Annotated in this window: 20 protein-coding genes; 12 read left to right on the top strand and 8 right to left on the bottom strand. The window is 46.7% G+C overall.

What is annotated here, in order from left to right:
* The first annotated feature begins 8 nt into the window (after positions 1-8).
* From mukF to pdxY, 4 genes are all read left to right on the top strand, one after another.
* On the top strand, positions 9-1,346 hold the full coding sequence (gene mukF / locus LY387_RS10755) for a chromosome partition protein MukF (protein ID WP_234494096.1): 1,338 nt from the start codon (positions 9-11) through the stop codon (positions 1,344-1,346).
* The gene (gene mukE, locus LY387_RS10750) at positions 1,327-2,070 is read left to right on the top strand and encodes a chromosome partition protein MukE (protein ID WP_234494095.1); all 744 of its coding nucleotides are present in this window, start codon (positions 1,327-1,329) and stop codon (positions 2,068-2,070) included. Before mukF ends, mukE begins: the two co-directional genes overlap by 20 nt.
* Complete coding sequence (gene mukB, locus LY387_RS10745; RefSeq protein WP_234494094.1) at positions 2,067-6,515, top strand: chromosome partition protein MukB; 4,449 nt, start codon at positions 2,067-2,069, stop codon at positions 6,513-6,515. Before mukE ends, mukB begins: the two co-directional genes overlap by 4 nt.
* A 167-nt stretch (positions 6,516-6,682) precedes the next feature.
* Complete coding sequence (gene pdxY, locus LY387_RS10740; RefSeq protein WP_234494093.1) at positions 6,683-7,537, top strand: pyridoxal kinase PdxY; 855 nt, start codon at positions 6,683-6,685, stop codon at positions 7,535-7,537.
* A gap of 263 nt (positions 7,538-7,800) precedes the next feature.
* Here pdxY and rsmS read toward each other — a convergent pair whose 3' ends face one another.
* Genes rsmS through dinG form a run of 4 tightly spaced genes read right to left on the bottom strand, consistent with a single transcriptional unit; the run spans position 7,801 to position 11,386 of the window.
* Positions 7,801-7,956, bottom strand: a complete 156-nt coding sequence (rsmS, locus tag LY387_RS10735; protein ID WP_128648515.1) for a pleiotropic regulatory protein RsmS — start codon at positions 7,954-7,956, stop codon at positions 7,801-7,803.
* On the bottom strand, positions 7,956-8,477 hold the full coding sequence (gene priC / locus LY387_RS10730; protein ID WP_234494092.1) for a primosomal replication protein PriC: 522 nt from the start codon (positions 8,475-8,477) through the stop codon (positions 7,956-7,958). Before priC ends, rsmS begins: the two co-directional genes overlap by 1 nt.
* 47 nt (positions 8,478-8,524) lie before the next feature.
* Positions 8,525-9,295, bottom strand: coding sequence for a TSUP family transporter (locus LY387_RS10725; protein WP_042474398.1), 771 nt, complete (start codon positions 9,293-9,295; stop codon positions 8,525-8,527).
* Positions 9,296-9,310: 15 nt separating this feature from the next.
* The gene (gene dinG, locus LY387_RS10720; protein ID WP_234494091.1) at positions 9,311-11,386 is read right to left on the bottom strand and encodes an ATP-dependent DNA helicase DinG; all 2,076 of its coding nucleotides are present in this window, start codon (positions 11,384-11,386) and stop codon (positions 9,311-9,313) included.
* Positions 11,387-11,920: 534 nt separating this feature from the next.
* On the opposite strand from dinG, the gene LY387_RS10715 reads away from it, so the two are divergent.
* The 3 genes from LY387_RS10715 to LY387_RS10705 all read left to right on the top strand — a co-directional run bounded on the left by LY387_RS10715 (position 11,921) and on the right by LY387_RS10705 (position 16,315).
* Positions 11,921-12,868 (top strand): porin, encoded by a 948-nt coding sequence (locus tag LY387_RS10715; RefSeq protein ID WP_234494090.1) that lies wholly within the window; start codon positions 11,921-11,923, stop codon positions 12,866-12,868.
* A 198-nt stretch (positions 12,869-13,066) separates the two neighbouring features.
* Positions 13,067-13,768, top strand: coding sequence for a DUF2057 family protein (locus tag LY387_RS10710; protein WP_234494089.1), 702 nt, complete (start codon positions 13,067-13,069; stop codon positions 13,766-13,768).
* A 135-nt stretch (positions 13,769-13,903) separates the two neighbouring features.
* Positions 13,904-16,315 (top strand): efflux RND transporter permease subunit, encoded by a 2,412-nt coding sequence (locus tag LY387_RS10705; RefSeq protein WP_234494088.1) that lies wholly within the window; start codon positions 13,904-13,906, stop codon positions 16,313-16,315.
* Between the two features lie 24 nt (positions 16,316-16,339).
* On the opposite strand, the gene LY387_RS10700 is transcribed toward LY387_RS10705, so the two are convergent.
* The 3 genes from LY387_RS10700 to LY387_RS10690 form a co-directional block, all read right to left on the bottom strand.
* Positions 16,340-17,215 (bottom strand): TonB-dependent receptor, encoded by an 876-nt coding sequence (locus LY387_RS10700; RefSeq protein WP_234494087.1) that lies wholly within the window; start codon positions 17,213-17,215, stop codon positions 16,340-16,342.
* Between the two features lie 144 nt (positions 17,216-17,359).
* A complete protein-coding gene (locus LY387_RS10695) occupies positions 17,360-18,706 on the bottom strand; it encodes a DUF4397 domain-containing protein (protein WP_234494086.1) in 1,347 nt (448 codons plus the stop codon).
* Between the two features lie 120 nt (positions 18,707-18,826).
* Positions 18,827-19,264, bottom strand: a complete 438-nt coding sequence (locus LY387_RS10690; RefSeq protein ID WP_234494085.1) for a dCMP deaminase family protein — start codon at positions 19,262-19,264, stop codon at positions 18,827-18,829.
* Between the two features lie 296 nt (positions 19,265-19,560).
* Here LY387_RS10690 and LY387_RS10685 point away from each other — a divergent pair, with 296 nt between their 5' ends.
* Positions 19,561-20,343 (top strand): tetratricopeptide repeat protein, encoded by a 783-nt coding sequence (locus tag LY387_RS10685; RefSeq protein WP_234494084.1) that lies wholly within the window; start codon positions 19,561-19,563, stop codon positions 20,341-20,343.
* A 54-nt stretch (positions 20,344-20,397) separates the two neighbouring features.
* On the opposite strand, the gene LY387_RS10680 is transcribed toward LY387_RS10685, so the two are convergent.
* On the bottom strand, positions 20,398-21,321 hold the full coding sequence (locus LY387_RS10680) for a pyridoxal-phosphate dependent enzyme (RefSeq protein WP_234494083.1): 924 nt from the start codon (positions 21,319-21,321) through the stop codon (positions 20,398-20,400).
* A 446-nt stretch (positions 21,322-21,767) separates the two neighbouring features.
* Here LY387_RS10680 and LY387_RS10675 point away from each other — a divergent pair, with 446 nt between their 5' ends.
* Genes LY387_RS10675 through arnD form a run of 4 tightly spaced genes read left to right on the top strand, consistent with a single transcriptional unit; the run spans position 21,768 to position 26,851 of the window.
* Entirely contained in the window at positions 21,768-22,928 is a 1,161-nt protein-coding gene (locus LY387_RS10675; RefSeq protein ID WP_234494082.1) for an aminotransferase class I/II-fold pyridoxal phosphate-dependent enzyme, read from the top strand.
* 3 nt (positions 22,929-22,931) lie between these two features.
* Positions 22,932-23,930: an undecaprenyl-phosphate 4-deoxy-4-formamido-L-arabinose transferase gene (gene arnC / locus LY387_RS10670; RefSeq protein ID WP_234494081.1), complete on the top strand. Its 999-nt coding sequence runs from the start codon at positions 22,932-22,934 to the stop codon at positions 23,928-23,930.
* A gap of 24 nt (positions 23,931-23,954) precedes the next feature.
* Positions 23,955-25,937, top strand: coding sequence for a bifunctional UDP-4-amino-4-deoxy-L-arabinose formyltransferase/UDP-glucuronic acid oxidase ArnA (gene arnA, locus LY387_RS10665; RefSeq protein ID WP_234494080.1), 1,983 nt, complete (start codon positions 23,955-23,957; stop codon positions 25,935-25,937).
* Entirely contained in the window at positions 25,937-26,851 is a 915-nt protein-coding gene (gene arnD, locus LY387_RS10660; RefSeq protein ID WP_234494079.1) for a 4-deoxy-4-formamido-L-arabinose-phosphoundecaprenol deformylase, read from the top strand. Before arnA ends, arnD begins: the two co-directional genes overlap by 1 nt.
* Positions 26,852-26,985 lie beyond the last annotated feature (134 nt).

Below are 26,985 nucleotides of genomic sequence, written 5' to 3'. Positions count from 1 at the left end.
GAAAGACCATGAGTGATAACACTCTAAATGCTGATGACCGACCGATAGACGAGTTAGTCGGATGGGTCAAACAGCATGATTTTGCATTGAATCTTTCCACTGAACGGTTGGCATTTCTCATCTCCATCGCGGTGCTGAGTAATGAAAGATTTGATGAAGAGCTGGGCGAGGGCGAGTTGCATGATGCATTTAAGATCGTCACCGAGCAGTTTGAGCAAACGGGCGAAGCCACCGCGTTTCGTGCGAACAATGCGATCAATGAACTGGTCAAGCAGCGCCTATTGAGCCGTTTTACCAGTGAAGTCAACGATGGGGCGAGTATTTACAGGCTCAGCCCTCTTGCCATCGGTATCACCGATTACTACGTCAGACATCGCGAATTCTCTAAACTACGACTCTCTATCCAGCTTTCAATGGTGGCAGGCGAGATGGCAAAAGCTATCGAGGCCGCGCAAGAAGGCGGGACCGTTGTCCATTGGCGCAAGAACGTATTTGGCGTGTTGAAATACTCCGTTGGTGAGATTTTCGACCAGATTGACCTTAACCAGCGCGTAATGGATGAGCAGCAACAGTCTGTGAAACTTCAGATCGCTGAGCTGCTTAACAAAGATTGGCGCGATGCGATCAACAACTGTGAGACTCTGCTTTCTGAAACCTCAGCAACGCTTCGAGAGCTGCAAGATACCTTGCAAGCAGCGGGCGATGAGCTGCAAACCCAGATCTTAGACATCCAAGAAATCGTCTATGGCGATGATGAACTCGAATTCGTCGGTGAAGCCCTGTTTGGCTTACAGATGAAACTCGATCGCATCATTAGCTGGGGCCAACAAGCGATTGATTTGTGGATCGGTTACGACCGCCACGTGCACAAGTTTATCCGTACTGCGATTGATATGGACCAAAACCGCGCCTTTAGCCAAAGGCTGCGCCAATCGGTCACAGACTATTTTGACTCTCCTTGGTATCTCACTTATGCCGATGCCGAGAAACTCACCGACCTTCGTGATGAAGCCCTAGTGCTTCGTAACGATGAGGTAACCGGTGCCGTGCCACTTGAAGTGGAATACGAAGAATTTGAACAAGTTAATGATGAGCTCGCTGAGCGCATTGGAGACATGCTGAAAGTACACAAAGAACAAGGCGCTCCAATCGATCTTGGCTTGGTGCTGCGCGATTACCTCGCGTCACACCCACATACTCATCATTTCGATCTCGCAAGAATCGTTGTGGACCAAGCTGTGAGACTGGGTTACTCCCAGTCCGATTATTCGGCTATTCAGCCAGACTGGCAAGCAATCAACGATTTTGGCGCAAAGGTACAAGCAAATGTCATCGACAAATATTGACGAATACATGCCAGAGAAACTGGCAAAAGCGATTACTAACCCGCTGTTTCCTGCATTGGATAGTGCACTGCGCGCGGGTCGACACATTTCATCTGAAGACCTCGATAATCACGCACTGCTTTGTGATTTTGAGGTTGAACTGGCCAGTTTCTATCAGCGCTACAACACTGAGTTGGTGAAAGCGCCGGAAGGCTTTTTCTATCTGCGTCCACGCTCGACGACATTGATTGGTCGCAGCGTGCTGTCAGAGCTCGATATGCTAGTGGGTAAGGTGCTGTGTTTCCTATACCTAAGCCCAGAGCGTCTTGCGCATGAAGGTATTTTTACTAACCAAGAGCTTTATGAAGAGATCCTCGCGCTTGCGGACGAAAAGAAGCTGATGCGTCTTGTGACAAACCGTGCAACGGGTTCTGATCTAGACAAAGAGAAGCTGTTTGAAAAAGTACGTACTTCGCTGCGTCGTTTGCGTCGTTTAGGGATGACCATTTCCATCGGTGATACCGACAAATTCCGCATCAGCGAAGCGGTGTTCCGCTTTGGTGCTGACGTACGCGTGGGTGACGATATGCGTGATGCGCAGCTTCGCCTCATCCGTGATGGTGAAGCCGTAGTTCACACACAAGCGCCATCGCAAGGCAGCTTGATCCCAAGCGATGAAAGCAGCGACTCAGTTGAGTCAAATGACAACGACACCGAGCACAATCAACAGGAGGCTGACGCATGATTGAAAGAGGTAAGTATCAATCTATGACGATGGTCAACTGGAACGGCTTCTTTGCACGTACTTTTGATATCGACACGCTCGTCACCACGCTTTCTGGTGGTAATGGTGCGGGTAAATCTACCACAATGGCATCGTTCATTACGGCGCTGATTCCAGATCAAAGCCTGCTGCACTTTAGAAACACTACGGAAGCGGGTAGCTCTCAAGCATCTCGCGACAAAGGCTTGTACGGTAAGCTTCAGCCAGGCACCTGTTACTCTGCGCTAGATGTAGTGAACTCACGCAACCAACGCGTTCTGTTTGTGGTCAAGCTACAACAAGTAGCGGGTCGCGATAAGAAAGTGGACATCAAGCCATTTATTATTCAAGGCTTACCAAGCAGCGTAAAACCAACCGATATTTTGATCGAAGCCGTATCGGATAACCATGCTCGCGTACGTCAAATCAATGAAGTAAAAGAGTCGGTCAGCGCAATGGAAGGTGTCCATTTTAAAGCCTTCAACTCGATCGTTGATTATCATGCGCAGATGTTCGAATTTGGCGTGTTGCCGAAGAAGCTGCGTAACAGCAGCGATCGCTCTAAGTTCTATCGCCTGATTGAAGCGTCGCTTTACGGTGGTATCTCGAGTGCGATTACTCGTTCACTTCGTGACTACCTTCTGCCACAGAACGGCGGCGTGAAGAAAGCGTTCCAAGACATGGAATCTGCACTGCGTGAAAACCGCTTAACGCTAGAAGCCATCAAAACGACTCAAGCTGACCGTGATCTGTTCAAACACCTGATCACAGAGTCTACCAATTACGTGGCTGCCGACTACATGCGTCATGCTAACGAACGCCGCAACAAGCTTGAAACTACGATGAAGCTTCGTGGCGAGCTGTTTGGCTCTCGTCAAACACTTATCGCGCAAAACGAACTGCTTAACAAAGTTCAGCAAGAACTGACGCTGTTGGTTGAGAATGAATCAGGTCTAGAGCAAGACCATCAAGCAGCGCAAGACCACTTGTTATTGGTACAAAACGCGCTGCGTCAGCAAGAGAAGATTGAGCGCTACCAAGAAGATCTTGAAGAGCTAAACGAGCGTCTTGAAGAGCAGATGATGGTTGTTGAAGAAGCGAGTGAGCGTAAGATTGCTGCTGAAGAGCAAGCGACATTCGCGGAAGAAGAGGTGGATAGCCTCAAGACTCAGTTGGCTGATTACCAGCAAGCTCTGGATGTTCAGCAAACACGTGCACTGCAATATCAACAAGCGGTACAAGCCCTTGAGAAAGCGCGTAACTTGCTTGAAAACGAATCATTGAATCAAGATGGCGCGGCAGAAATGTTGAGCCAACTAAAATCGCAAGAATCACAAAGCACAACCGAACTCCTTGAGCTGAAACACCGCCTTGATATGTCATCGGCCGCGGCGCAGCAGTTTGAACAAGCGTTGTCGTTGGTCAAGCAGATTGCCGGTGATGTTGCGCGCAATGAAGCGAGCCAAGTAGCGAAAGCGGCCATCAAACAAGCGGACGAGCATCGTCAGCTACTGAAAAACGAATCTCAGCTCCGCGCTCAATATCGTGAGCTCGAGAAAAACATTGAGCGTCAGCAGCAAGCGCAGAAATTGGCAAGTGAGCTTAGTGACGCCGGTATCTGTGTGGATAGCGAAGCGGATCTTGAAATGGAAGCGGAGAGCCAACGTGAACGCGTCCTTGAGTGCGAGCAGCAGCTTGAAGCTCTTCGTGAAGCCTCTGGCGAAATCAAGCAGCGCGAACAAGAGTTTGTGTCTGAGATCAGTAAGCTAGAGAGCTACGCGCCGAAGTGGATCAAGTCTTTTAATGCGCTTGAAGATCTTCGTGAGCAAAGTGGCATGGAGCTGGTGGATCGCGCGGATGTGATTAGTTCAATGCAAGCGACGAACGATAATGAGCGTAAGACCTCTTTCGAACGCGACTCGCTGGCGAAACGCCGTGAAGAACTCGAGCTAGAGATTGAGCGTTTGGCTTCTCCTGGCGGTTCAAACGACCCTCGCTTAAAAGGTCTTGCCGATACGCTTGGCGGCGTTCTGCTGTCTGAAATTTATGACGATATCACCATCGAGGATGCGCCTTACTTTAGTGCAATGTATGGTCCTGCACGTCATGCTATCGTGGTATCAAACCTAGACGGCATAAAAGAAAAGCTGGTCGAGCTGGATGATTGTCCAGAAGATCTTTACATCATTGAAGGCGACATCGATGCCTTTGATGACAGCTCATTCGATGCCGATGAGCTTGATGGCGCGGTCTGCGTTCAGCTTAATGAACGTCAATTGCGTTATTCTCGCTTCCCTAAGATCCCTCTGTTTGGTCGCGCAGCGCGTGAACAGCGTTTAGAGCTACTTCGTGAACAACGTGAAGAAACCGTAGAAAAACACGCGAAAGCGGCGTTTGATGCACAAAAACTGCAGCGCCTGTACCAAGCGTTCAACGCGTTCGCAGCAGAGCACATGCAGTTGGCGTTTGAAGCCGACCCTGAAGTGGAGCTGGCGCGTTTACGCGAGCTTCGCAGCCAGGTAGCGCGTGAACTCAATGAAAACAAACAGCGTGAGCAACAAGCGAGTGCGCAGTTGTCGACATCTAAGCAGTGCGTGACTTTGCTGGATCGTCTATCGATTAGCGCTAACGTACTATTTGATGAGACTCTAGCTGAGCGCCATCAAGAGCTTCAAGCTCAAATTGAAGATCTCAACGGTGCTAAGAGCTACATTCAGCAGCACGGCGTGGCGGCAGAAAAACTGGCTGCGGTAGTCAATGTGCTAGACAGCGATCCAGAGCAATTTGATGCGCTGACGAGTCAGTACCAAAATGCCGACAAAGCCCTGCAAACGCTAAAAGCACAAATCTTTGCTGTTGCGGATCTTGCTGAGCGTCGTCCTTACTTTGCGTATGCTGATTCAATGGACATGCTTAACCAAAGCAGTGAATTGAGCGAGCAGCTAAAAGCGAAACTGGTGCAAGCGGAAGCAACCCGCGCACGTCTTCGTGAAGGACTCAAGCAGGTTCAAGAACAGGCGAACCAGTACAACCAAGTATTGGCGTCACTGAAGAGCTCGCACCAAGCTAAGTTAGAGACCGTCCAAGAGTTCAAAGCCGAGCTTCAAGAGTACGGCATTGTCCCTGATGAGTCAGCGCTAGAGCGTGCTGAGAAGCATCGTGATGAGCTGCATCTAGCACTGCAAACCTCTCGCACTCGCAAGTCTGAGTATGAGAAGACGATGACGTCGACAGAGCTTGAGATGAAAGGTCTGGCTAAGCGTCTTAAGAAGGTTCAGAAAGAATACATTGAGCTGCGCACCTATGTGGTTGCTGCGAAAGCGGGCTGGTGTAGCGTACTTCGTCTGGCGAAAGCGAACGATGTTGAACGTCGCCTTCATAAACGCGAACTAGCGTACATGAGCGCGGGTGAACTTCGCTCTATGTCGGATAAATCTTTGGGTGCATTGCGTCTTGCTGTGGCGGATAACGAAGATCTTCGCGACTCACTGCGTCAGTCTGAAGATACTTCGAAGCCAGAGCGTAAGGTACTGTTCTACATTGCTGTTTACCAGCACCTTCGTGAGCGTATTCGTCAAGACATCATTCGTACGGACGATCCGGTCGAAGCGATTGAAGAGATGGAAGTGGAGCTCGCACGCCTAACAGAAGAGCTCACTCAACGTGAAAACCGTCTCGCGATCAGCTCAGAGTCGGTGTCGAGCATCATCAAGAAGACGATTCAGCGCGAACAAAACCGTATTCGTATGCTTAACCAAGGTCTGTCGAATATTCACTTTGGTCAGGTTAAAGGCGTTCGTCTAAATGTGAAGATCCGTGAAAGCCATGAGCAGTTGCTGGTGGCGCTAACCGGTGATCACAAAGATCTGTTTGAGACCTCGCGTTACACCTTCTCGGAAGCGATGGCTAAGTTATTCCAACGCGTCAACCCGCATATCGATATGGGTCAGCGCTCGCCACAAGTATTAGGTGAAGAGCTGCTTGATTACCGCAACTACCTAGAGCTAAGCGTTGAAGTAAATCGTGGCTCTGATGGCTGGCTGCAAGCGGAATCTGGCGCGCTATCGACAGGTGAAGCGATCGGTACTGGTCAGTCAATTCTATTGATGGTGGTACAGAGCTGGGAAGAAGAGTCGCGCCGTCTGCGTAGCAAAGACATTCTTCCATGTCGTCTACTGTTCCTCGATGAGGCTGCGCGTCTGGATGCCAAGTCGATCGCGACCTTGTTCGAGCTATGTGACCGCCAGGGTATGCAGCTATTGATTGCGGCACCTGAGAATATCAGCCCAGAAAAAGGCACCACCTATAAGCTTGTGCGTAAGGTATTTAAAGACCATGAACATGTACACGTGGTTGGTTTGCGTGGCTTTGGAGAAAACAAGCGATTGGAAGAAGCTGAGCAGCTCGTCGAACAAGCAACAGTCTAGTTCTCAAATTCTTAATCATTAAGCAAAATCCGATGTTGGTTTCCAATATCGGATTTTTTGATTCTGTAGTACTCAACTACTTTTTAATCTGAAACTTGTCTGCGAGTCAGACCCACCCCATATTTAAAGGGTAATCAGAATAACTTATCGTGCTGTGAGGAGCATTCATGAAAGGTATCATCTCAATCCAGTCTCATGTCGTATACGGACATGCAGGCAACAGTTCGGCCGTTTTCCCAATGCAACGAATGGGGTTTGAGGTTTGGCCTATTCACACAGTTCAATTCTCGAACCATACACAGTATCAGCAAGGCTGGAAAGGTAAGGCTTTTTCAGCAGATGACATATCTGAGCTTATCTCAGGCATCGCCAATATCGAGCAGCTTAAAAACTGCCAAGCGCTACTGTCGGGTTATCAGGGAAGCGCGGATCAATGTCTTGCCGTTCTAGATGCGGTGCGCCAAGTCAAAGCTCAAAATCCTGACGCGATTTATGTGTGTGATCCTGTTATGGGCGACCCAGAGAAAGGCTGTATCGTCCCTCAGGGGACGACCGAATATTTGGTCAACGATGTGATGCCAAGCGCGGATGTGATTGTACCTAATCAATTCGAGTTGGCTCAGTTTACCAATATGGAAATCACAGACTTAGACAGTGCAGTAGTGGCCTGCCAAAAGGCTTTGTCACGTGGACCGAAAATGGTGTTGGTAAAACATCTACATAGTGTTTCTGATGACAAATTTACCATGATGCTGGCAACAAAATCAGGATGCTTTATTGCGCAGCGTCCTCATCTTAGGTTTGCTAAGCAGCCAGTTGGAGTAGGGGATCTGATTTCGGCGCTATTTACTGCAGGTCTTCTAAAAGGCTGGTCACCAGAGCAAGCATTTGAGCATGCCAATAATGCTAGCTATTCCGTACTTAAGGAAACTCAACAAAGAGGTGAGTGGGAGCTACAAACCATAGCGGCGCAGAACGAGTTGGTGGAGCCAACCGAGCGTTTTCCAATTGTAGAGGTGTGAATTGGCAGGCGTTGCTGTTGAGCACTTAAAGCTGAGTTTCTCGTGAACTTCAATCTGTTCTTCTACACGACGGACGACAACATCGTCATCCCCTTGAAAAAGGGGATCTTTTACAGCGCACTGCGTAATACAATTACGCTACAAATCACATGCTTTTAGTTTGTCACACGCTTTGGAAGATCCTCACTTTCGTGAGGATGACGCTATGTGTAGTGGGGGGACGCGATGCAAAATGATAAGTTGAGAAAGGTAGTTGTGGACAATTAGCTCTCAATTTTTCTTAAGAGATCACCTTTGACAATTTCAAGTGCCTCTAACGCCACTTTTGGATCGATCTCGTTGCTCTCTAGTAAGAAGATCAGATCCACAGCGAGTTTGATTTCCTCTGGCGCACTGTCTAAGCCCGTTTCATTCGACATTAGATAAATTTCATCCTTTGATTGATCTTGTATTGAATCTGGTTCATTGCACTGCGGCAGCGCTGCAGCCTTTGTTCGGTCTCGATAAGTGATTGCTCGTCGTGTTGGTTCTGTTCTTTGTCGCGAACCAGCTTACAGAGTTTTTGCTCCCAAACTTTATGCTGAGCAAGCGATGCTTTCAATTCTGCCAATGATTGCTGCTCGATACTATCTGCTTCACGGTTAGGCACCTTCGCGAGAACTCTTTCTAGCGCTTCGAGCTGACATGAAAACCTTTCGACCAGAGCCTCTGATGTGCTTTGACTACATGAACTCTGACTTAAAGTGACGATCTTATTGAGTAGTGATTCGGCTTCGATAACGCAAGGCAGAGTCAAAAAGCCGCTTGATTGAAAGAGGTGTTCATCAAATTGTCTGACTTTTGTCTGCCGACTAGAAGCATCAAAGGCCTTAGCCGCTTCTTTTAATGTCTGTAATCTTAACTTGAGTTGATTGAGCTTCATTGATAGCGGGTTTCTCATTGGTGTTACGGGCCGTTTCTATATTCAAACGATAACAACAGCCAGATTTACAACCAAGCATCGTAAGCAAGCTTGATAGCGAGAATGCTCACGACTGTCACAAATATTGGTCTTATAAACTTAGCACCAAATCGTATTGCGGAGTGCGCGCCTATATAAGCGCCGGCCATAAGACATACACCCATGGTCAGGCCAAGTACCCAGTTGATATGACCGAGAATCGCAAACGTCACTAGCGAGGTAAAGTTGCTGGTAAAGTTCATCGCCTTTGACAAGCCGGAGGCGAACAAGATGTTGAGGCGATACAGAGCCATCGAGCTAACGGTCCAAAACGCACCGGTACCAGGACCGGCAACACCATCATAGAAACCTAGCGACAAGCCCTGAAGGTATTGTTTACGATTGAACTTAGGGCAGCCGACGTTGACCTTACTGCTCTCGCCTTGAGGAGCGCGATGAAACACGGTGTAAAGTGCCGCCGCTAAGATGACGAGGGGAAGAACTTTTTCAAGCCACTCGGTACTGATCATGTCAACAACGACGGTCCCAAGCGTGGCACCAAACAGAGTGGCGACAAAAGCTCGACGCCAACATTCTGGCTTAAAGAGTCTTTTACGGTAATAGGTGAACGCTGCAGTCGATGAAGCGAAGGTTGCAGCAAGCTTATTGGTACCTAATGCGATATGTGGAGGAAGACCCAATGACAATAGGGCAGGCACAGTCAGCATACCACCACCGCCAGCAACGGCATCAATAAAGCCAGCAGCAAAGGCGACGATAGCCAAAATAACCAACATACTTGGTTCGATAAATTCCATCGAGACGAATGACCCTTAGTATTCTATTTTTCTTTTAAATGGGGGTAGGGAATCAAGCAAAGATTTGCCATACCTTTTAGTGACGATTCGCCTATCTAGAATATAGAGAGTTCCACAGTCCCTTTCTTTCCTCAGCAAACGGCCCGCCGATTGTATCAGTTTTTTGCTCGCTTCTGGAACTGTAATCTGGAGAAAAGCATTGCCACCTTTACTCTCTATATACTCAGCATGGGCTTGTTCGATCGGCGACGTAGGCACAGCAAAAGGTATCTTAGTGATCACTAAGTTCTCTAGCAGTTCACCGGGCAGATCTAACCCTTCAGAAAAACTGCCTGTCCCAAAAAGAACGCTGGTTTTTCCGCATTGAGTGAGGGTTTTATGTTTATTTAGGATTTCTGAGCGTGATTTTTCACCTTGAATCTGCAAGTGCCAGCCTTTAAGCGCAAATTTTGCTCGTAACTCATCGGCGACTTTATTCATTTGCCAATAAGACGAGAAAAGAATGAGGTTACTTTTACCATCTTCGATAATGCTTGGGATTTTGTCCACAAGCTCCTCGGTAAACTGAGGAGCTTGTGGTTCATTCTTCATTTTCGGGACGATAAGCTCAGCCTGTTCCGCATAGTTAAACGGGGAAGCTAGCGCCAGGAACTGAACACCGTCGTCGTCCTTTTGGCTGATTCCAGCCTGATGACAGAAGAAAGAGAAAGAGTTGAGAGCACGCATGGTCGCAGACACCAGGACAGCCCCCACACAGCGAGACCAAAGCTGCTGATCTAATTGCCAACCGACCTCAAGTGGCGCCACGCTCACGAGGTGGTCGCCTTCACGCTCTTTACTTTTCTCAATCCAACGCGCAAGCGGTGCGCCTTTCTCTTTTTGTGGCTCGGCCATCAAGCGCCATACGGCAGCAAGATTATCAAATCGTTGGATATAAAAGCCGAGCTCTGCCAAAGCGGGTTCTGCAAGTTTGGCACCTATCTCTCCATCTTTTAGTCTCTCTGATATTAGATCCGCGATTTTCGCCGACGCTTGAGCGCCTTTTTGCGAGTATTGCTTGAGCACTTTTGCTTGCTCTTCTAACCAACTAGGAAGCTCGCCGTTCTCGAATCGACAGCTATCTTCTTCAAATGGAAGTCCGCCGCAATAGGTGTTTACTTCGCCTAAAAGCGGTATTAACTGCTGTATCGCATCTTGCAGCTCATTGCGAAAGCGGCTGACCCGCTTCTCATCCGCCATTCCTGAAAACTTGCTAGCCGACTGATTAAGTCGCTCTAACCAACTGCCTGCACCTTTGAGAGTTGCGGATGCAGAAGCGTGATCTCTCGCAACATGCGGAAGGTGATGCGCTTCATCGAATATAAAGATGGTGTTTTCGGGCTCTGGAAGAATCACCCCGCCGCCTAAGTCAGCATCTGCCATCACTAAACTATGGTTAGCAATAATCACATCATTTTTATCGAGCTCTGAGCGTGCTTTAGAAAACGGACAGCCGCGGTGTGCTGGAAGACTGTTATTACAACTGTGTTTTTCGCTAACAATGGTTTGCCAGATGGCATCATCGATAGGTTTAGGCCATGAATCTCTGTCACCATCCCATTTACCTTGCGCCAGTTTTTCATACATAAGTTGTAGCTGAGCAATGTCAGATGCTTTGGGTTTGGTTTCAAACATCGCCATTTGACCGCCGTCAGCACCACAAGCCACGGCAAGTTTTTCGGCACAGCAATAACGTTGGCGACCTTTAGCAATGATAAAAGAGAAGTTTTGATCGGTAATCCGTCTGAACAGCGGTAGATCTTTATTAAGCAACTGCTCCTGAAGTGCCACCGTCGCAGTAGAAATGACGACTTTGCGGTTGTTTTGGACCGCGACAGGAATGGTTGCCATTAAATACGAAAGGCTTTTACCGATCCCAGTTCCTGCCTCAGCAACGATCATGCGTGTGGACTTGTGATATTGACCACAGAGTGTTTTAGCGATTTCTGAAACTAGATAGTTCTGAGCTCGCCTAGGAACGAAGTTATCTAATTGAGTTTGCAGGTTTTGATAGCTTTGGCGAATGGATTTTTGGATTTTACTGGTCAGCATGATAGGCCCTATGTAGACGAGCGGGGAGTGTACCACACTTCGAGCGGCGAAAAATATGGGCAAGTAGTCTCAAACTTACAGCTGGTATTTAGATCAAAATCACAAAAATCGAGTGAACTTTCATAAGGGGCTATATTTTTTGGTGTCTAAAAAATATAAAACTCCAAAAAATATATGTTGCTAGATTATTGTTCTGATAAATAGTGTTATTGGTCGCAGTTTTTGGAGTCTTATATAAGTAGGTGCACCAAAAACGGTGTGTAAGTTGCAATCGAAAGGTGTTCAAAAAACTTGCGCTTTGTCACTGAGAGTTTTTTAAGTTGTTGTTTTTATTTAATTTATATTCTTTTGTTATTTTTATTTAGAGTGTTTGACAACTACTGAGAACTTTTGCATTCTTGGTTCCGAGATTTAAAGACGCTAAGTCAACCAAAGGACAAAAGGTTGTCGTTCTTCTGGAAGATTTAGACGTCACATATATTAAAAAAGGGAACCGAAAAGGAATTCCCATCTAAGAAAAGGCAGTGGATTATCATGAAAAAGACTCTAGTAGCTCTAGCGGTCCTAGCTTCGGCTGGTTCTGCACAAGCAATCGAAATTTATAACCAAGACCGCGCAACTGTTAACCTAACAGGTGACGTAGAAGTTGTTTACCTGCGTGATACTGCAGAAAACGCTTCAACTCAACAAGAAATCCAAGACGCTGACTTTGGTTTCGACGTACGTTACGCAGTAAACGACGACCTACAAGTTGGTGGTTACTGGGAATTCTCTGGCGACAACGCTGGTGCAGCTGAAGCTGGTAACGTATACGTAGGTTTCTACAGCGCAATGGCTGGCTCTCTAAAAATTGGTCGTCTAGACACAGTTCTTGATGACGCTGGTATCGGTAACGACTACCAATTCGGTACAGCTGGCTTCTTCCAAAACGGTTCTAAGTTTGGTCTTGACGAAGCAATTCGTTACGACGTAGACAAAGGTACTTGGTACGTTTCTGCAGCTCTAGCACAAGACAAGAACGACTCTACAGCAGTTATCGGTGAAGATGGCTACTGGTTCGATGGTAAAGCAGGTTTCCGTGTTGCTGACTTCGACTTTACAGGTTTCCTAGGTAAACTTAAGCGTGACACTGGTACTGTTGAAGCTGACGAGAACCTATACGCTCTAGAAGCACGCTACAACGGTTTCGAAAACATCGGCCTAGCAGCTGGTTACTACAATGTTAAAGGCGACATTGTTAACCCAGGTACAGACGTTAAAGGCGATGCAATCGCTCTAGACGCAACTTACTCTCTTGACGCTTGGAAATTCGCAGTTGGTTACACTCGTCTAGACGGTGACGACCAAGAAGCTGAGAACACTTACTACCTAAACGCTGGCTACGGCATCGCTCCTTCTACTACAGTATATGCTGAGCTTGGTGGTACAGACGCAGACAACTCTCAACTTGGTTTCGCAATCGGTATGAAGTCTGAGTTCTAATCTAAGTTAGATTAAGATATTGCTAAAGCCACCTACGGGTGGCTTTTTTGTTGCACCAAAACTCTGTTAATGCGCTGGTATTTGCTTGATAGAGTCTTCATTTTCTTAATGTAAATGTTTGGGTAACCGCCCTGATATGGCATGATGTTGCTCCCAAGAAGGGGAAACATCAAAAAATATAATAAAGGAGTGACCGTAGTGAAGAGGTCTATCGTAGCTGCATTATTAACAGTTGGTTTCACATTGTCTGCGAGCGCCGCGACTCTCGTTCCAATGAAAGGAGTTTCTTTACTTTACATTAATGGTCAAGAAGCTGAGAGCAAAACGTCGGCGAACACCATTCAAGAAGGCAAAAACCAAGTTGTTCTGAGAATGGATAAGAAAGTTGGACGAGGCAGTAGTCAAACGGTTTACACTTCTGCACCGTACGTGATTGATATTAATGTTACTGGCGACGAAGTGAAGGTAAACCACCCTGTTGCGCGCAGTAAGCAAGAGGCAGAGGCAGCGTTCCGCACTGGTTCCCCAGAGTGGCGTATCACCCAAGACGGCAATACACTCCAATACACTCAAGAGAAATTACAAGGTCGTGATGGATTCCTTCCTTATTCCAACGTTGGAGAGTTAGTGGCTAAGCATAATGAGCAGCGTGGCATCACTTTCTCTGGCGGGGAAGTCGTTCAGGCTAACTCCGTAGCGACAACCACGGCTGCAGTAGCAACAACCGCCGTGGTTTCTGAGACGCCAAAAGTTGAAGCGCCAAAAGCCGAAGTAACCAGTAAAAAAGCACCAGAAGCTGTTGCTAGCCAAAACAACGTGGAGCAGCTTAAAGCTTGGTACTTAAAGGCATCTAAAGCCGAGCGTAAAGAATTTCGCAAATGGATGATCGATCAAGAGTAATCATTGACTCTTATCTATCATCATCACTTAGGGGCTATCAGCCCCTTTTTATATTTGAAATGACAGGAAACTAACTATCTATCTCGAATAAGTAGGTTATGATTATCCTATTGTCTCGTTGTTATTTTAATTTCTGTGGAACGACTATTCTCACTTATCCAGCGCTTTCCTAAATTTGTTCTACTTCTGGTCTCAGCACTAACCGCAATCTCTGTTTGGTACGGACAGCAGCATTTTAAAATGAATGCTGATCTTTCGTCACTCGTTGAGCAGCAGGGAACCTGGGTTAATGAACTCGACCATCTCAATCAAACCTTCCCTGATTCCGGTAACGTGACGTTGCTGGTCACCGGCGCCGATCCAGCTGTCCTTAAATCTTCTGTTTCTGACATTGCTAACGCACTAAACGATCAGTCCTTGGTTCATCATGTCTTTGCACCACAAATATTGCCTTGGTTTGAAGAGCATGCGCTCGGGTTTTTGTCTCATAAAGAGTTCGAGCAGATTAAGGCGTCTCTCGAAGAGTCCGTACGACCGGCTGCTGTTGCTGCGCAAGCAAACAGTTTAGAGCTGTACTTTGCCTTGTTAGCAGAAAGCGAAAGTCCAAATCTAAATCCGCTATTAACAGCGACAGAGGATAGTAGTGTCGATTGGCTGAGTTTTTTCCAAGAAGATGTGACCTTGCCGTCCGCTTATGCCATTACCTTAGTAGCGGATGCGGACTCTACGGCAACAGAACCGAATCGCGCTATCATGAATGCGATCGCTTCCAGCATAAAACAAGCTGATTTGCCAGCCAGTATTAACGTAAAGGTGACGGGGCAGGCAGCACTCGACTTCGATGAAATTGCAGATGCCAATAACAGCATCGCGGTGGCTGGCACGGCATCTCTGTTAGGACTTATCCTTATTCTCGCGATTGGTATTCGTTCTCTGCGAGTCATCATTGCTTGTTATTTGACGGTGCTTGTTGGCTTAGCGTGGACTTTTGCCGCAGGTCTCGCGGTGATAGGTCATTACAATACGATCTCCATCGTGTTTATGGTCATGTTTATCGGTCTTGCAGTCGATTTTTCTATTCATCTGTGTCTTCATATTCAAGAGCTTAGAGTCAAAGGTGAAAGCAATGAAGTCGGAATGCGCCACGCAATAGCGCACTCGATTCGTCCTCTTTCTTTATGCGCACTATCTTCTGCTCTGGGTTTCCTTAGCTTTTATCCTACCGCTTACACAGGGTTGGGCGAACTGGGGATAGTTTCAGCGCTTGGAATGATCTTAGGGCTTATTGCGACTTTCGTTGTTATTCCACTTTTCTTTACTTTGTTTGGTTACCCTACGGTTCGTCATCAAACCGATACACATAGGTTTGCTTGGTTTGGCTCCCAGCTCATTAGATTCAAAAGCCTGATTTTTACTCTTGTCGTCGCACTTACTTTGGTGATGGGGTACGGCGCGACTCAGTTTAAGTTTGATTTCTCGACCTTGGTGTTGAAAAACCCTAACTCAGAATCTGTATTGGCGCTGAATCAACTTCAACAAGAGGGCCTAGGCTCAAGCTATCAATTATTCGCCATTGCAAAAGACCAAAAACAAGCTCAAGAGTGGAAAGCGCGTTTGGCGATGCAACCGTCTATCGCTTCTGTGGTTATCGCGAGTGATTTTATGCCGAATGAGTTCGAAAAGAGAACGGCGCAAATCCAAGCCATTTTCAATGAGCCAGTTACCGTTGCTCCAATGAGCTACGAGCAGTTTTTGCAGCAAGCGAAAGAGAACAATTGGAGTGGAAGCTCTCAACTTTCAACCACAATTGATCCAACTATAACCACGTCAAACCTATTTGGGGATCTTTCAAAGAGTTTGACTGCTTTAACTCATCAGGATCAAGTCACTATAGATTCTTTGCCTGTTGAACTCCGCGAGCGCTATATCAGTGAGCGAGGAGAATGGTTGGTCGTCATTTCACCTAAAGAAGACATGACCAATGTGAAAGCGCTAGAAACCTTTATTGAAGAGAGTAAGCAAATAGCACCTAACGCCACAGGTAGAGCCGTGGCAGAACAAGAAGTTGGCGGAATTATCACGGGTGCATTTCAAGCGGCAATCATGATGTCGGTATTTGCTATTGCACTTATTTTGATTTGGACCGTCGATAAGAAGCGAGATGTCATTCTTATCTTTATTCCGTTAGGGCTGGCTTCATTGACAACGCTTGGCTTGATGCACTGGCTCAATCTTTCAATGAACATGGCTAACATTATCGTGATCCCCCTGATCTTTGGTTTAGGGGTGGACAATGGCATTCATATTGTTAAGCGATTCCGCTCGGTAAGAACTTTAGACGCATTCTTTAATACCTCGACGCCAAAAGCCTCACTGGTAAGTTGCTTGACGACGCTAGCGACCTTTGGTGCGCTGATTGTTGCGGAGCATCAAGGCATGCACTCTATAGGTTTGGTCCTTACGATTGCATTGAGCAGTATATTGGTTTTCAGCCTAGTACTATTGCCATTATTGCTAGAAGTGACTAAGAAAAAGCCCATCGAGTGATGGGCTTGAATCATTAGTTAGTGTTTAGAATCGGGCATCGAGAGTAATAAAGAAGCTCTTTCTTTGTCCGAAACCTAGCTCACTTATCAATACCCAGTTTGGTGTGAATTCGTATTGTGCACCCACTAGACTATTCCAGTTGTTTGCTAAGCTCTGATTTACGGTAAATCTCGCATCATCGAGCAGAGCGAGGTCGCCCAACGAACCAAGCGGTAGGTCTTTAACATTACCACTCAGTGTTTGTTCGATATTCTGGTACTGAGCTCCGACCCATGCGCGAAGCGGCCAATCTGTATTTCGAGAAAAATCCCAACCAATTCTTGGAGACACGACGATAGAGTCAATCTCACCGTCAATTACCGTAAGGCTAGTCTTTGTATAGCTCGCATCAACCAGTGCGAAGAAGCTCTCATATCCACCAGCAATAACCGTTCCTGCACCATAGGTGTAGCCATCTAGATCTAACCGGAAGGGAGCATTGATGTTATCAATCTCGATGTCGCGCTCGAAAATGCCGAAATCCAGTGTTCCACTGACGGATTTGATGGTTGTTTCGGAATAGCCGTTCAGCTTACCGCCGATAGCGTAAAAGTTTAAAAACGGCAGGACCCAAACATCCGCTTTAAGCGTTAAGACTTCACTCTCTTGGTAACCACCTTCAGTCTTGATGTTGAGGTTCTTAACGATGCTTGGCAAACCAGATAACGCTATCGAATTCACATTAATCCCTTGAGAGACATTCATATACCCAAGGCTGAGTCCCACTGCTTCTGGCAATGTATAACCACGCTCTTCCGCTTCTTTTTTAAATAAAGGAAGTTCTATAGCTGCTGCAAAGCTAGAGAAAAATAATGTTGCCAAAGAAATTACTTTAAACGGTGTTTTGGCATTGAATGTCATAAGGATGCGCTTTCCAAAGGGTTGGTGATATACATCACAATTATAGGTTGGCGGATTGTAGATGAGCAAAGTCTGATTGAAAAGAAGTTTTAAAACAAAAAGGTCGCAGACTTATCCACGACCAGTTTTCTAAATGGCTAGGCTCTATTTATCGATGTTCAATGCAATAGAGTCTTCAGTGGCAAATGCAGTTACCACGTTACCATTGGCAACCGCCGGAACATTAGTGTTTTGTAGCAAAATGTTGGTCGTTCCTGCTTCGGCAACGGCTAAGTCGTAAGTGCCCGCTGGTACTTTGAGTACTGCTGTGTCTTTAAAAGAAACACCGCTAAGTACTACGGTATTTGCCGAGAAGGCACCGCCGTCGGCTACCGCATGAATGTCTACGGTAGCTGCAGCCGCGGTTGGGTTAGCGTGCACTACACGTAGTTTGGCGTAGGTCGCGACGCCGCGAAGGTCGTCTTCGATGACTAGAGCCTCTTGTGATGAGTCATCCAATCGGCCCACGGCAAAAATCGTCGTTTCGCTTCCCGCGCTAAATGTCGCACCTGGTACTGAGATAACTTCGGGCGTAGTTGTTCCCGCTACAGTAACACCAGCGTCCACGGTGCCTGGTGCCAGCTCAACACTCGCTACATTTTCATACGTAAGATTAGTTAATCCAGTAACAGTCGCACCGTTGGCAACGATGTCTACCGCAGGAGCATCTTGAATAGCGTGACCCGCTCTCACAACAGCTTTACCATCTGCGTCTCTCACTACCGCAACTGAGTTGCCGTCGGCGACTAGTAGGTCGACTGGCGATTCGCCTGTTCCACTTGTGACTACGTTTGGCACAGCTGTGACCATGAGATCAGATCCACCTGCTAGGTCTAGGTCTCCGCTGTCGAATACAACATCAGCGTCAGTGCTTTGGCCCGCTGGAGTGATTCTGATTCGGTATGTATCAGCTGGAACGGTAACTGGCAAATCTGCAGAATCTATAGCAAACGCCAGTCCCGCTACTGCTACTGAGCCTGCGCTGATGCTTGCGTCTGTCGTTAGGTGTATATCAACCGCGCCTACTGAAGGATGCGCATGAAGCACATCAATGCGGACTGAGTTTGAATCGGGTTTGATGCCGCTCCTTGAGAGAACGACAGCTTGTAGGGACGCGGTATTATTCACCGCAAAGATGTCGTATTGCATGTCTGGAGCTAGGTTTGTGCCCGGAGCAGACAGCACTTCCGCCGTGCTATCGTCTGCACCGATAGCGTCAACTGCTAGATCATAAGTACCACTGTCGACCGTGATCAGCCCGCTGCCTTGTTGATAGTCCACGTTGCTGAGACCACTTAATATCGCACCGTTGGCTTTTACGTTAACTAAAGGTGCGTCGGGACTGGCATGTGTCACGCGAACTTGCGTGGTGGGTGTAGAGTCGGAGTCGCTGCCACAGCCGACGATGGTAATTGCTGCGGCTGCGATAACTGATGTTTTAATAATATTCATGGTAAGCCTCTATGCTCATGTTATTCGCAAAGAGACTTACGGCAGGAAATTTGGATTAGTTCATAAGTCAGTTAAAAATAAACTTTTGGTAAAGCATCGTGTTGCACACGCTACACAACATTAGTTTTCTATTGGAAGCCAGTCTACTTCTACTCCCGCCTGATCAAACATATCTTGGCTAAGGGAAATTTTTTCACCCCAACGAGATAAAAAATCTTCGGTTTGAGCTGGGCAATGGACAACTGAAATACCAGTTTGAATGATTTTCGCTGCGCAGTTTGGGCATGGAAAGTGTGTGACCCAGATTTCACAGCCGTCGAGGTCTCGCTTTGCGAACAAAATAGCATTTTCTTCAGCATGCAGCGTTTTCAGATATTTAGTTTCTCTCTCATCCACTTCTGCGCTATCAGAGATACCGTGTGGATAGCCGTTGAAGCCCACCGACACGATACGATTTTGCTTGGTAATGACGGCACCAACTTGTGTTGATGGATCCTTACTCCATGAGCCGACCAATTCTGCCATTTGAATGAATCGTTTTGCCCATTTAGACGCCATAATATCTCCAATTCTAGATGCTTGATTAATTCTCAGTACGATACTGCAAGTCTACAAAATAACACACTCTAAAACGAGAAGTATTTGCAAACGATTACAGTAAGTAAACATTGGTTTCTAGCCACTGTTGCTTTACAAAATAACGTGCTACTTATTGGCTATAATGTACGCAAATACTAATGTTTTTGTGACTTGAACGAAATTCTTTGTCAGAGTATCGACAATTATTCATATTTTGCTGAGAACATTAATCATCATATGGCAGAATTTGACGAATTCTTTAAGGATGGGAAAAGATGATGCGGAAAACACTGTTGGCGGTTTCACTATGTGGTCTGTGTTTTAGTGCAACGAGCTTTGCATTTGTCCAGGATTATTCAAAGCGAAGCAACAAGGAAGTCACTACAGAAGCGAAGCGTGGCGATATTTATGCTCAAATTGAGCTCGGAGATCGTTTAGCTACGGGTAATGGCTTAGAAGAAGATGACGTGAAAGCTGTCGAGTGGTATCACAAAGCCGCTAAGAAAGGCAGTGAAACAGCGATGTACAAGCTTGGCATGATGTATGACAACGGTCATGGTGTTGCTTATAGCGCAAAAGAAGCTGCCGCTTGGTTTGAAAAAGCTTCGGCACAGGGTCATGTAAAAGCACAATATTACTTAGCTGGTATGTACAAGTGGGGGCGCGGCGTTCCTAAGAGCAACGAGAAAGCAGTTGAGTACTATCGTTTGGCGGCCGAGAAAGGTTTTGATGTCGCACAAAATAGTCTTGGAGTTATGTACGCTAAAGGCCTCGGTATCGAAAAAAATGATGACGAAGCCGTTAAATGGTACCGACGCTCAGCCGAGAACGGTTACGCTTATGGTCAAAGAAACCTAGCGTTTAAATATTCTCTGGGTGAGGGCGTTGAGCTTGATAATGTAGAAGCGTATGCGTGGGCGTCAGTTGCCTCTACAAACGGCTATACTACCGCGGAAAAACTGCGTGATGACCTAGCGATGAAGCTTTCTGCAAGTCAACTTGCTGAAGCGAAAACAAAAGCAGAGTCATATCTTGAGCAATACACCTCGCATCAATGATCAATAGTACCCAAGTACTACAAAGGAAGCCTCGTGCTTCCTTTTTTGTTGCTATTACCAATCGATCTGCTGATCACAGTATTTGCGACGGTAACGAGCCAACATAGTCTCATTTCCCAAGAGCCCGCCCTGATGGACGTACAGAATTGTGGTATTTGGATTGGTCTCCAACCAAGGTAGCAGACAGCGCCACATCATGGGGTCATAGAGAAGGTCAAATTCAATATGGGTCTCTTCCTGCAAAGCTTGCCATATCTCATAATCTTGTTTGTAAAGTTTGCCAAAGTGATGCTTAGTGTCGAGCTCTAAAATAGTAGGTAGGTCTTCGGTTTCACCAAGCGCCGTATACTGTTTAAGCAAGTAATCTTTACCTGAAACACAAGGGCAGGTCAGTACCTCTATGCCTTGTGGCTTAAGAACCTGACTTAAATAAAGTGCCGTCGTTCCAGTGCCTGAAGGCAGCGCGACCTTTATATTGCGCCCTTTCTCAAATCGAGACCAAGATAAAATTTCATTGGCCAGTTGAGTGACTCCCTCTTTTGCTTGCTCGAAGTGGCCTCCTTCCGGGATTATCAAACAATCTGGGTTATCGCCATGCTTTTGAATGACAAACTCTGATGGATGTGGTGCGTTAGGCCCCATGGTCTCTTGCAATGAGATAACCTCTGCACCTAACTCCAATGCTGTTCGGTAATTACCCATGGGCTTCGCGTCTAACCAACTCGGTTTGTGGTCGACATAAAATGTCAGTTGCAGCCCTTTAATTTTTGCAAGTGCAGCAAGAGAAGTAAGCGAGTTGGCTTGAGCTGAACCCCAGCCAATTAACCTGGTTTTGCCTTCTAACGGTTGAAGCAAAGTAGTCATAAACTTTCTTGCTTTGTTGCCGTTAAAGTGACCGTGGAGCAAATCGTCCCTTTTTAGGTAGAAGTGATGACCTTGAAAGTGATGCTCTGTTACTGGGCTGTCATTGAGTTTCACGGGTGCTACCTTTGTTGGTATGTCAGTTATGGCAAGAAAGGAGCGAGAGTTTACTCTCTGAAGTAGATAGATACAAACGAACTCACGACAAACCGTTACATAGTCGAATGCTTTGCTATGCCATCATGCTAGCGGTCGGTAGAGCGGGCTAGGGAAATTGACACAAAGTTGACGTTGCGTAATTTGCGATGTTTTTTGTTGCTAAAAAGCCACTCTTTTGTCGAGTTAATTGACATTTTTAGACGAAGAGCCCATTTGGCACTATTTTTTTACTAAAAATGAGTAAGTATTAATTCAGCCAAGAAATGTTTGCGGTAAATGTGTACAGAGTGTCTATGTTTTGTGTGGGAAATAGATATCAAGCCTTTTAATTCGTTGAACGCCCTAGTAAACTTTATTGTCAATTTTTCGTGCTTAACATCACGAACTAACTGTGAGTTTAAAAAATGAGCCAGTCCTTTCTTCCGTTATGTCGGCCTGCTGTCGACGAGCAAGACATCCAGTCTGTAGTCGATGTGCTTCGTTCAGGTTGGATAACCACCGGACCAAAAAACGCAGAACTAGAAACCAAAATCTCCCAGCATACAGGTGCACCACATAGTGTCGCGCTCAGCAGTGCGACGGCGGGTATGCATTTGGTCTTGCTAGCTATGGGTATTGGGCCTGGCGATGAGGTAATTACACCGTCACTTACATGGGTGTCGACGGTCAACATGATCACCTTGGTTGGCGCGAAGCCAGTATTTGTTGACGTTGATGCCGATACCTTGATGACGGACGCAGATAAGATTGAGCCCCTAATCAATGACAAGACTAAGCTGATTATTCCTGTTCATTACGCGGGAGCTGCCCTTGATCTTGATCCAATCTATGCCTTGGGTGAGAAGTATGGCATTCCGGTTGTTGAAGACGCTGCCCACGCTTTAGGGACAGAGTATAAAGGGAAGCCAATTGGTGGGCGCGGTACTTGCTTGTTCTCAACTCACGCTATCAAGAACGTAACCACAGCCGAAGGTGGCATTCTAACCACACATGATGCTGAATTGGCTGACAAGGTTCGCCGTCTCAAGTTTCATGGCTTGGGTGTTGACGCTTTTGACCGAGAAACGCAAGGTCGAGCGCCACAAGCAGAAGTTGTCGAGCCTGGTTTCAAATACAACATGCCTGATATTTGTGCTGTTTTGGCGCTTGGGCAAATGGATCGTATTGAAGCGATCACGGCAAAGCGTACAGAAATTGCGCTCTCTTATCGTAGCAAACTTGAGTCGATCAAGGGTGTTACGCCGCTAGGTCTGGCTTCACATGACCACAAACACTGTTGGCATCTCATGATCGTCCGTGTTGATCCTGCGGTAGCGGGGCTAACGCGTGATGACCTTATTGCTGCTTTGAAAGAGAAGGGCATCGGCGCCGGTATCCATTTCAAAGCGTGCCACACACAAAAATATTACCGCGAAAACTATGCGGAACTATTTGGGGCGATGAACCCAAACCTTCAGAATACAGAACGTAACAGTAATCAAATTTGCTCGTTGCCGCTCTTCCCTGATATGACTCAGGACGACGTAGAGCGTGTAGTGAGTGCCGTGTCAGAGATAATTGGATAAACCATGAAACACAATGAAGCCATTAACTTCGTGTCTATCGTAATACCGGTATACAACGAAGAAAACTGCCTGCAAGAACTGATTGACCGCACGACTAAAGCTGGTGATAGTCTAGGTAAAGACTATGAGCTTATTCTCGTTGATGACGGTAGCCGTGACCGCAGTGCAGAAATCATTGAACAAGCATCATCGAAAGAAGGTAGCCATGTGGTTGGCGTTATCCTTAACCGCAACTATGGTCAGCATAATGCGATTATGGCGGGTTTCGAACAAGTTCGTGGTGACCTCATTATCACTTTAGACGCGGATCTGCAAAACCCACCAGAAGAGATCCCGAATCTAGTCGCTAAAGCTGAAGAAGGGTTCGATTCAGTCGGCACCGTGCGTAAGAATCGTCAAGATAGCGCGCTTCGTCGCTATCCTTCAAAGCTTATCAATAAGCTAGTTAAGCGTTCTACCGGTGTTGAGATGAACGACTACGGCTGTATGCTGCGAGCGTATCGTCGCCATGTTGTTGACGCCATGCTTGAATGTCACGAGCGCAGTACGTTTATCCCTGTTTTGGCAAATGGTTTTTCTCGTCACACAACTGAGATTGACGTTCACCATGATGAGCGCGCGGACGGCGAGTCGAAATATAGCTTTATGAAGCTTATTAGCCTAATGTTTGACTTAATCACCAGTATGACTACGGCGCCGTTGCGTCTATTGAGCATCATCGGTGGCGGTATCGCAGCGGCAGGTATCGCATTTGGTATTATCCTAATGCTGATGCGCATTATATTCGGCTCTGAGTGGGCAGGAGACGGTCTGTTTACTCTATTTGCCATCCTATTTGTATTTGTGGGCGCGCAGTTTGTAGGTCTAGGACTACTAGGCGAGTACATAGGGCGTATTTACTCTGACGTTAGAGCCCGCCCGCGTTTTTACGTGCAAGATGTTTTGGTGGGTGAAGCCACTCAAAAAGCACGTGAGACTGATGAATCAAAGAATAAAGAATAAGATTTATATCCAGAGGAATATTCCATGAAAGTAGTAGTGTTTGCCTACCACAATATCGGTTGTACTGGTGTTCGCAGCTTGCTAGACGCAGGTGTTGAGATCGAAGCAGTATTCACCCATGTTGATGACAGCAACGAGAATGTGTTTTTTGAATCTGTAGCTAAGCTAGCAGCGAAAAACGGTATTCCAGTTTACGCTCCAGAAGACGTAAACCACCCACTATGGGTAGACAAGATCCGCGCAATGAAGCCAGATGCTCTGTTCTCATTCTACTATCGCAACATGATCAGCCAAGAAGTGCTGGATATTGCACCTAAAGGTGGCTTTAACCTTCACGGTTCTCTGCTTCCAACTTACCGCGGTCGCGCTCCAATCAACTGGGCACTAGTAAACGGCGAAACTGAGACTGGTGTAACGCTACACAAAATGGTTCAGAAAGCGGATGCGGGAGATATCGTTGGTCAAGAAAAGATCGCTATCACTGATGAAGATACTGCAGAAACACTGCATAAGCGCATGAACGCGGCTTCAAGCGATCTTCTAAGCAAAGTGCTGCCAACTATCGTTGATGGTTCGTTCACTGCAACGGCTCAAGACGAAAGCAAAGCGACTTACTTCGGTCGTCGCACGCCAGCTGACGGTGAAATTAAGTGGTCAAATGATTCTCGCACCGTATTTAACCTAGTACGTGCTGTGACTGAACCATTCCCAGGTGCATTCACTTTCCTAGGTGAGCGCAAACTTATTATCTGGGGTGCGGAAGCGAGTGATAAAACTTACGATGTGACTCCGGGTACTATCGTTGCTACATCTCCACTAACCATCGCTTGTGCTCAAGGCTCATTGATCGTTAAGTCTGGTGAGGCTGAAAACGGTCTTTACCTAGGTGGCGAGCAGCTAGCTGCAGAGCTTCACCTTGTTGAAGGCATGCGTTTCGGTCCTCAAGCAAGCGCACTTATTAACGCTAAGAAGCGTCAAAAAGTACTTATCCTTGGTGCTAACGGCTTCATCGGTACTCACCTAACTAAGCGTCTTCTAGACGACGGTGGTTACGAAGTTTATGCAATGGACATGAACTCAAACCAAATCGAAGAGCACCTAAGCCACCCTGATTTCCACTTCGTTGAAGGTGATATCACTATCCACAACGAGTGGATCGAATACCACGTTAAGAAGTGTGACATCATTCTTCCGCTAGTGGCTATCGCAACGCCTATCGAATACACGCGTAACCCACTTCGCGTATTTGAGTTGGACTTCGAAGAGAACCTGAAGATCGTTCGTGCATGTGTGAAATACAACAAGCGCATTATCTTCCCGTCAACGTCTGAAGTTTACGGCATGTCTACAGACTCTGAGTTCAATGAAGATACCTCGCCACTGATTGTTGGTCCAATTAACCGTCAGCGCTGGATCTACTCAGTATCTAAGCAACTACTAGACCGCGTGATCTGGGCTTACGGTAAGAAAGACGGTCTTAAGTTTACGCTATTCCGTCCGTTCAACTGGATGGGTCCACGTCTAGACAGCCTAAACTCTGCGCGTATCGGTTCGAGCCGTGCGATCACTCAGCTTATCCTAAACCTAGTTGAAGGTACGCCGATCAAGCTTATCGACGGTGGTGAGCAGAAGCGTTGTTTTACTGACATCTCTGAAGCGATCGAAGCGCTATTCCGCATCATCGAAAACAAAGAAGGTCTGTGTGACGGCCAAATCATCAACATTGGTGCGCCAGAAAACGAAGCGAGTATCAAAGAACTTGCTGAGACACTGGTAGAGAAGTTTGAGAACCACCCACTTCGTGATCAGTTCCCTCCATTCGCTGGCTACAACCTAGTTGAGAGTAAAGCGTTCTACGGTGACGGCTATCAAGACGTTCAACACCGTAAACCAAGCATCGCAAACGCGAAGAAGCTGCTTGATTGGGAACCAAAAGTTCACATGAACGATACCATCGAAGAGACACTAGATTTCTTCCTTAAAGGTGCAGTAGCAGAAGAGAAGTAATGGAACAGAATGAAGTCACTAAAGTCGGTCTTCGTATCGATGTAGACACTTTCCGAGGTACCAAGTTAGGTGTACCTAAGCTACTCGAGATTTTCGAGAAGCACGGAGTGAAGGCTTCATTCTTCTTTACTGTTGGACCTGATAACATGGGGCGCCATATTTGGCGCCTTTTGCGTCCTGCATTTTTGAAGAAGATGCTTCGCTCAAAAGCCGCCAGCTTATATGGTTACGATATCCTGATTCGTGGAACGATCTGGCCAGGTCCAGTGATCGGTAAGAAACTGCGCCACATTATCGAGGCGACCGACACGGCAGGTCATGAAATCGGGCTTCATGCCTGGGATCATCATAAGTGGCAGATGAAAACGGACACTATGACGGCCGAACAGCTGCGTAGTGAAATCACAAAAGGCTATTCAATGCTCAAGGATATTACTGGTCGTGACTTACCTTGCAGTGCGGTAGCCGGTTGGCGTTGTACCGATCAAATACTGGTAGAAAAAGACGCATTTCCTTTCAAATATAATAGTGATTGCCGCGGCGATCATATCTTCTCTCCGGGTGAGGGAATGGCTCCGCAAATTCCTGTAACACTTCCAACTTACGATGAGTTAGTCGGTCAAGATGGTGTCGATAATCGTAACTACAACGACGCGATTCTTAAGCTCATCAAGCGTGATGGTCTAAATGTGTATACCATCCATGCAGAGGTGGAAGGTATTGTTTGTGCTGATATGTTTGAAGAATTGATTGTCAGAGCTAAGCAACAAAATATAGAATTCGTGCCGATGATAGATCTGCTTAATGTAGCAGAAACACCACTTCCTAAAGATTCGATTAAAAACATCGAGATGGAAGGGCGAGAAGGGTGGCTAACGCACCAAGCGTCTTTTGTGGAGCGCATGGGGCTTTAGTTATCGGTGAGTTGGGTTTAGGTTCGCGCGCGCTGTTTTTCCCCCTCCCAGCCTCCCCTTATTAAGGGGAGGAGCAAAATGCACAGGCTTTGCCTGTTCTGGTTCTCCCCCTTGATAAGGGGGAGTTAGAGGGG

The sequence above is a fragment of the Vibrio maritimus genome (assembly GCF_021441885.1).
Lineage (GTDB): Bacteria > Pseudomonadota > Gammaproteobacteria > Enterobacterales > Vibrionaceae > Vibrio > Vibrio maritimus_B.
Note: the sequence above shows the minus strand (reverse complement) of the source record. Positions and strands in the feature narration are given on the sequence as shown.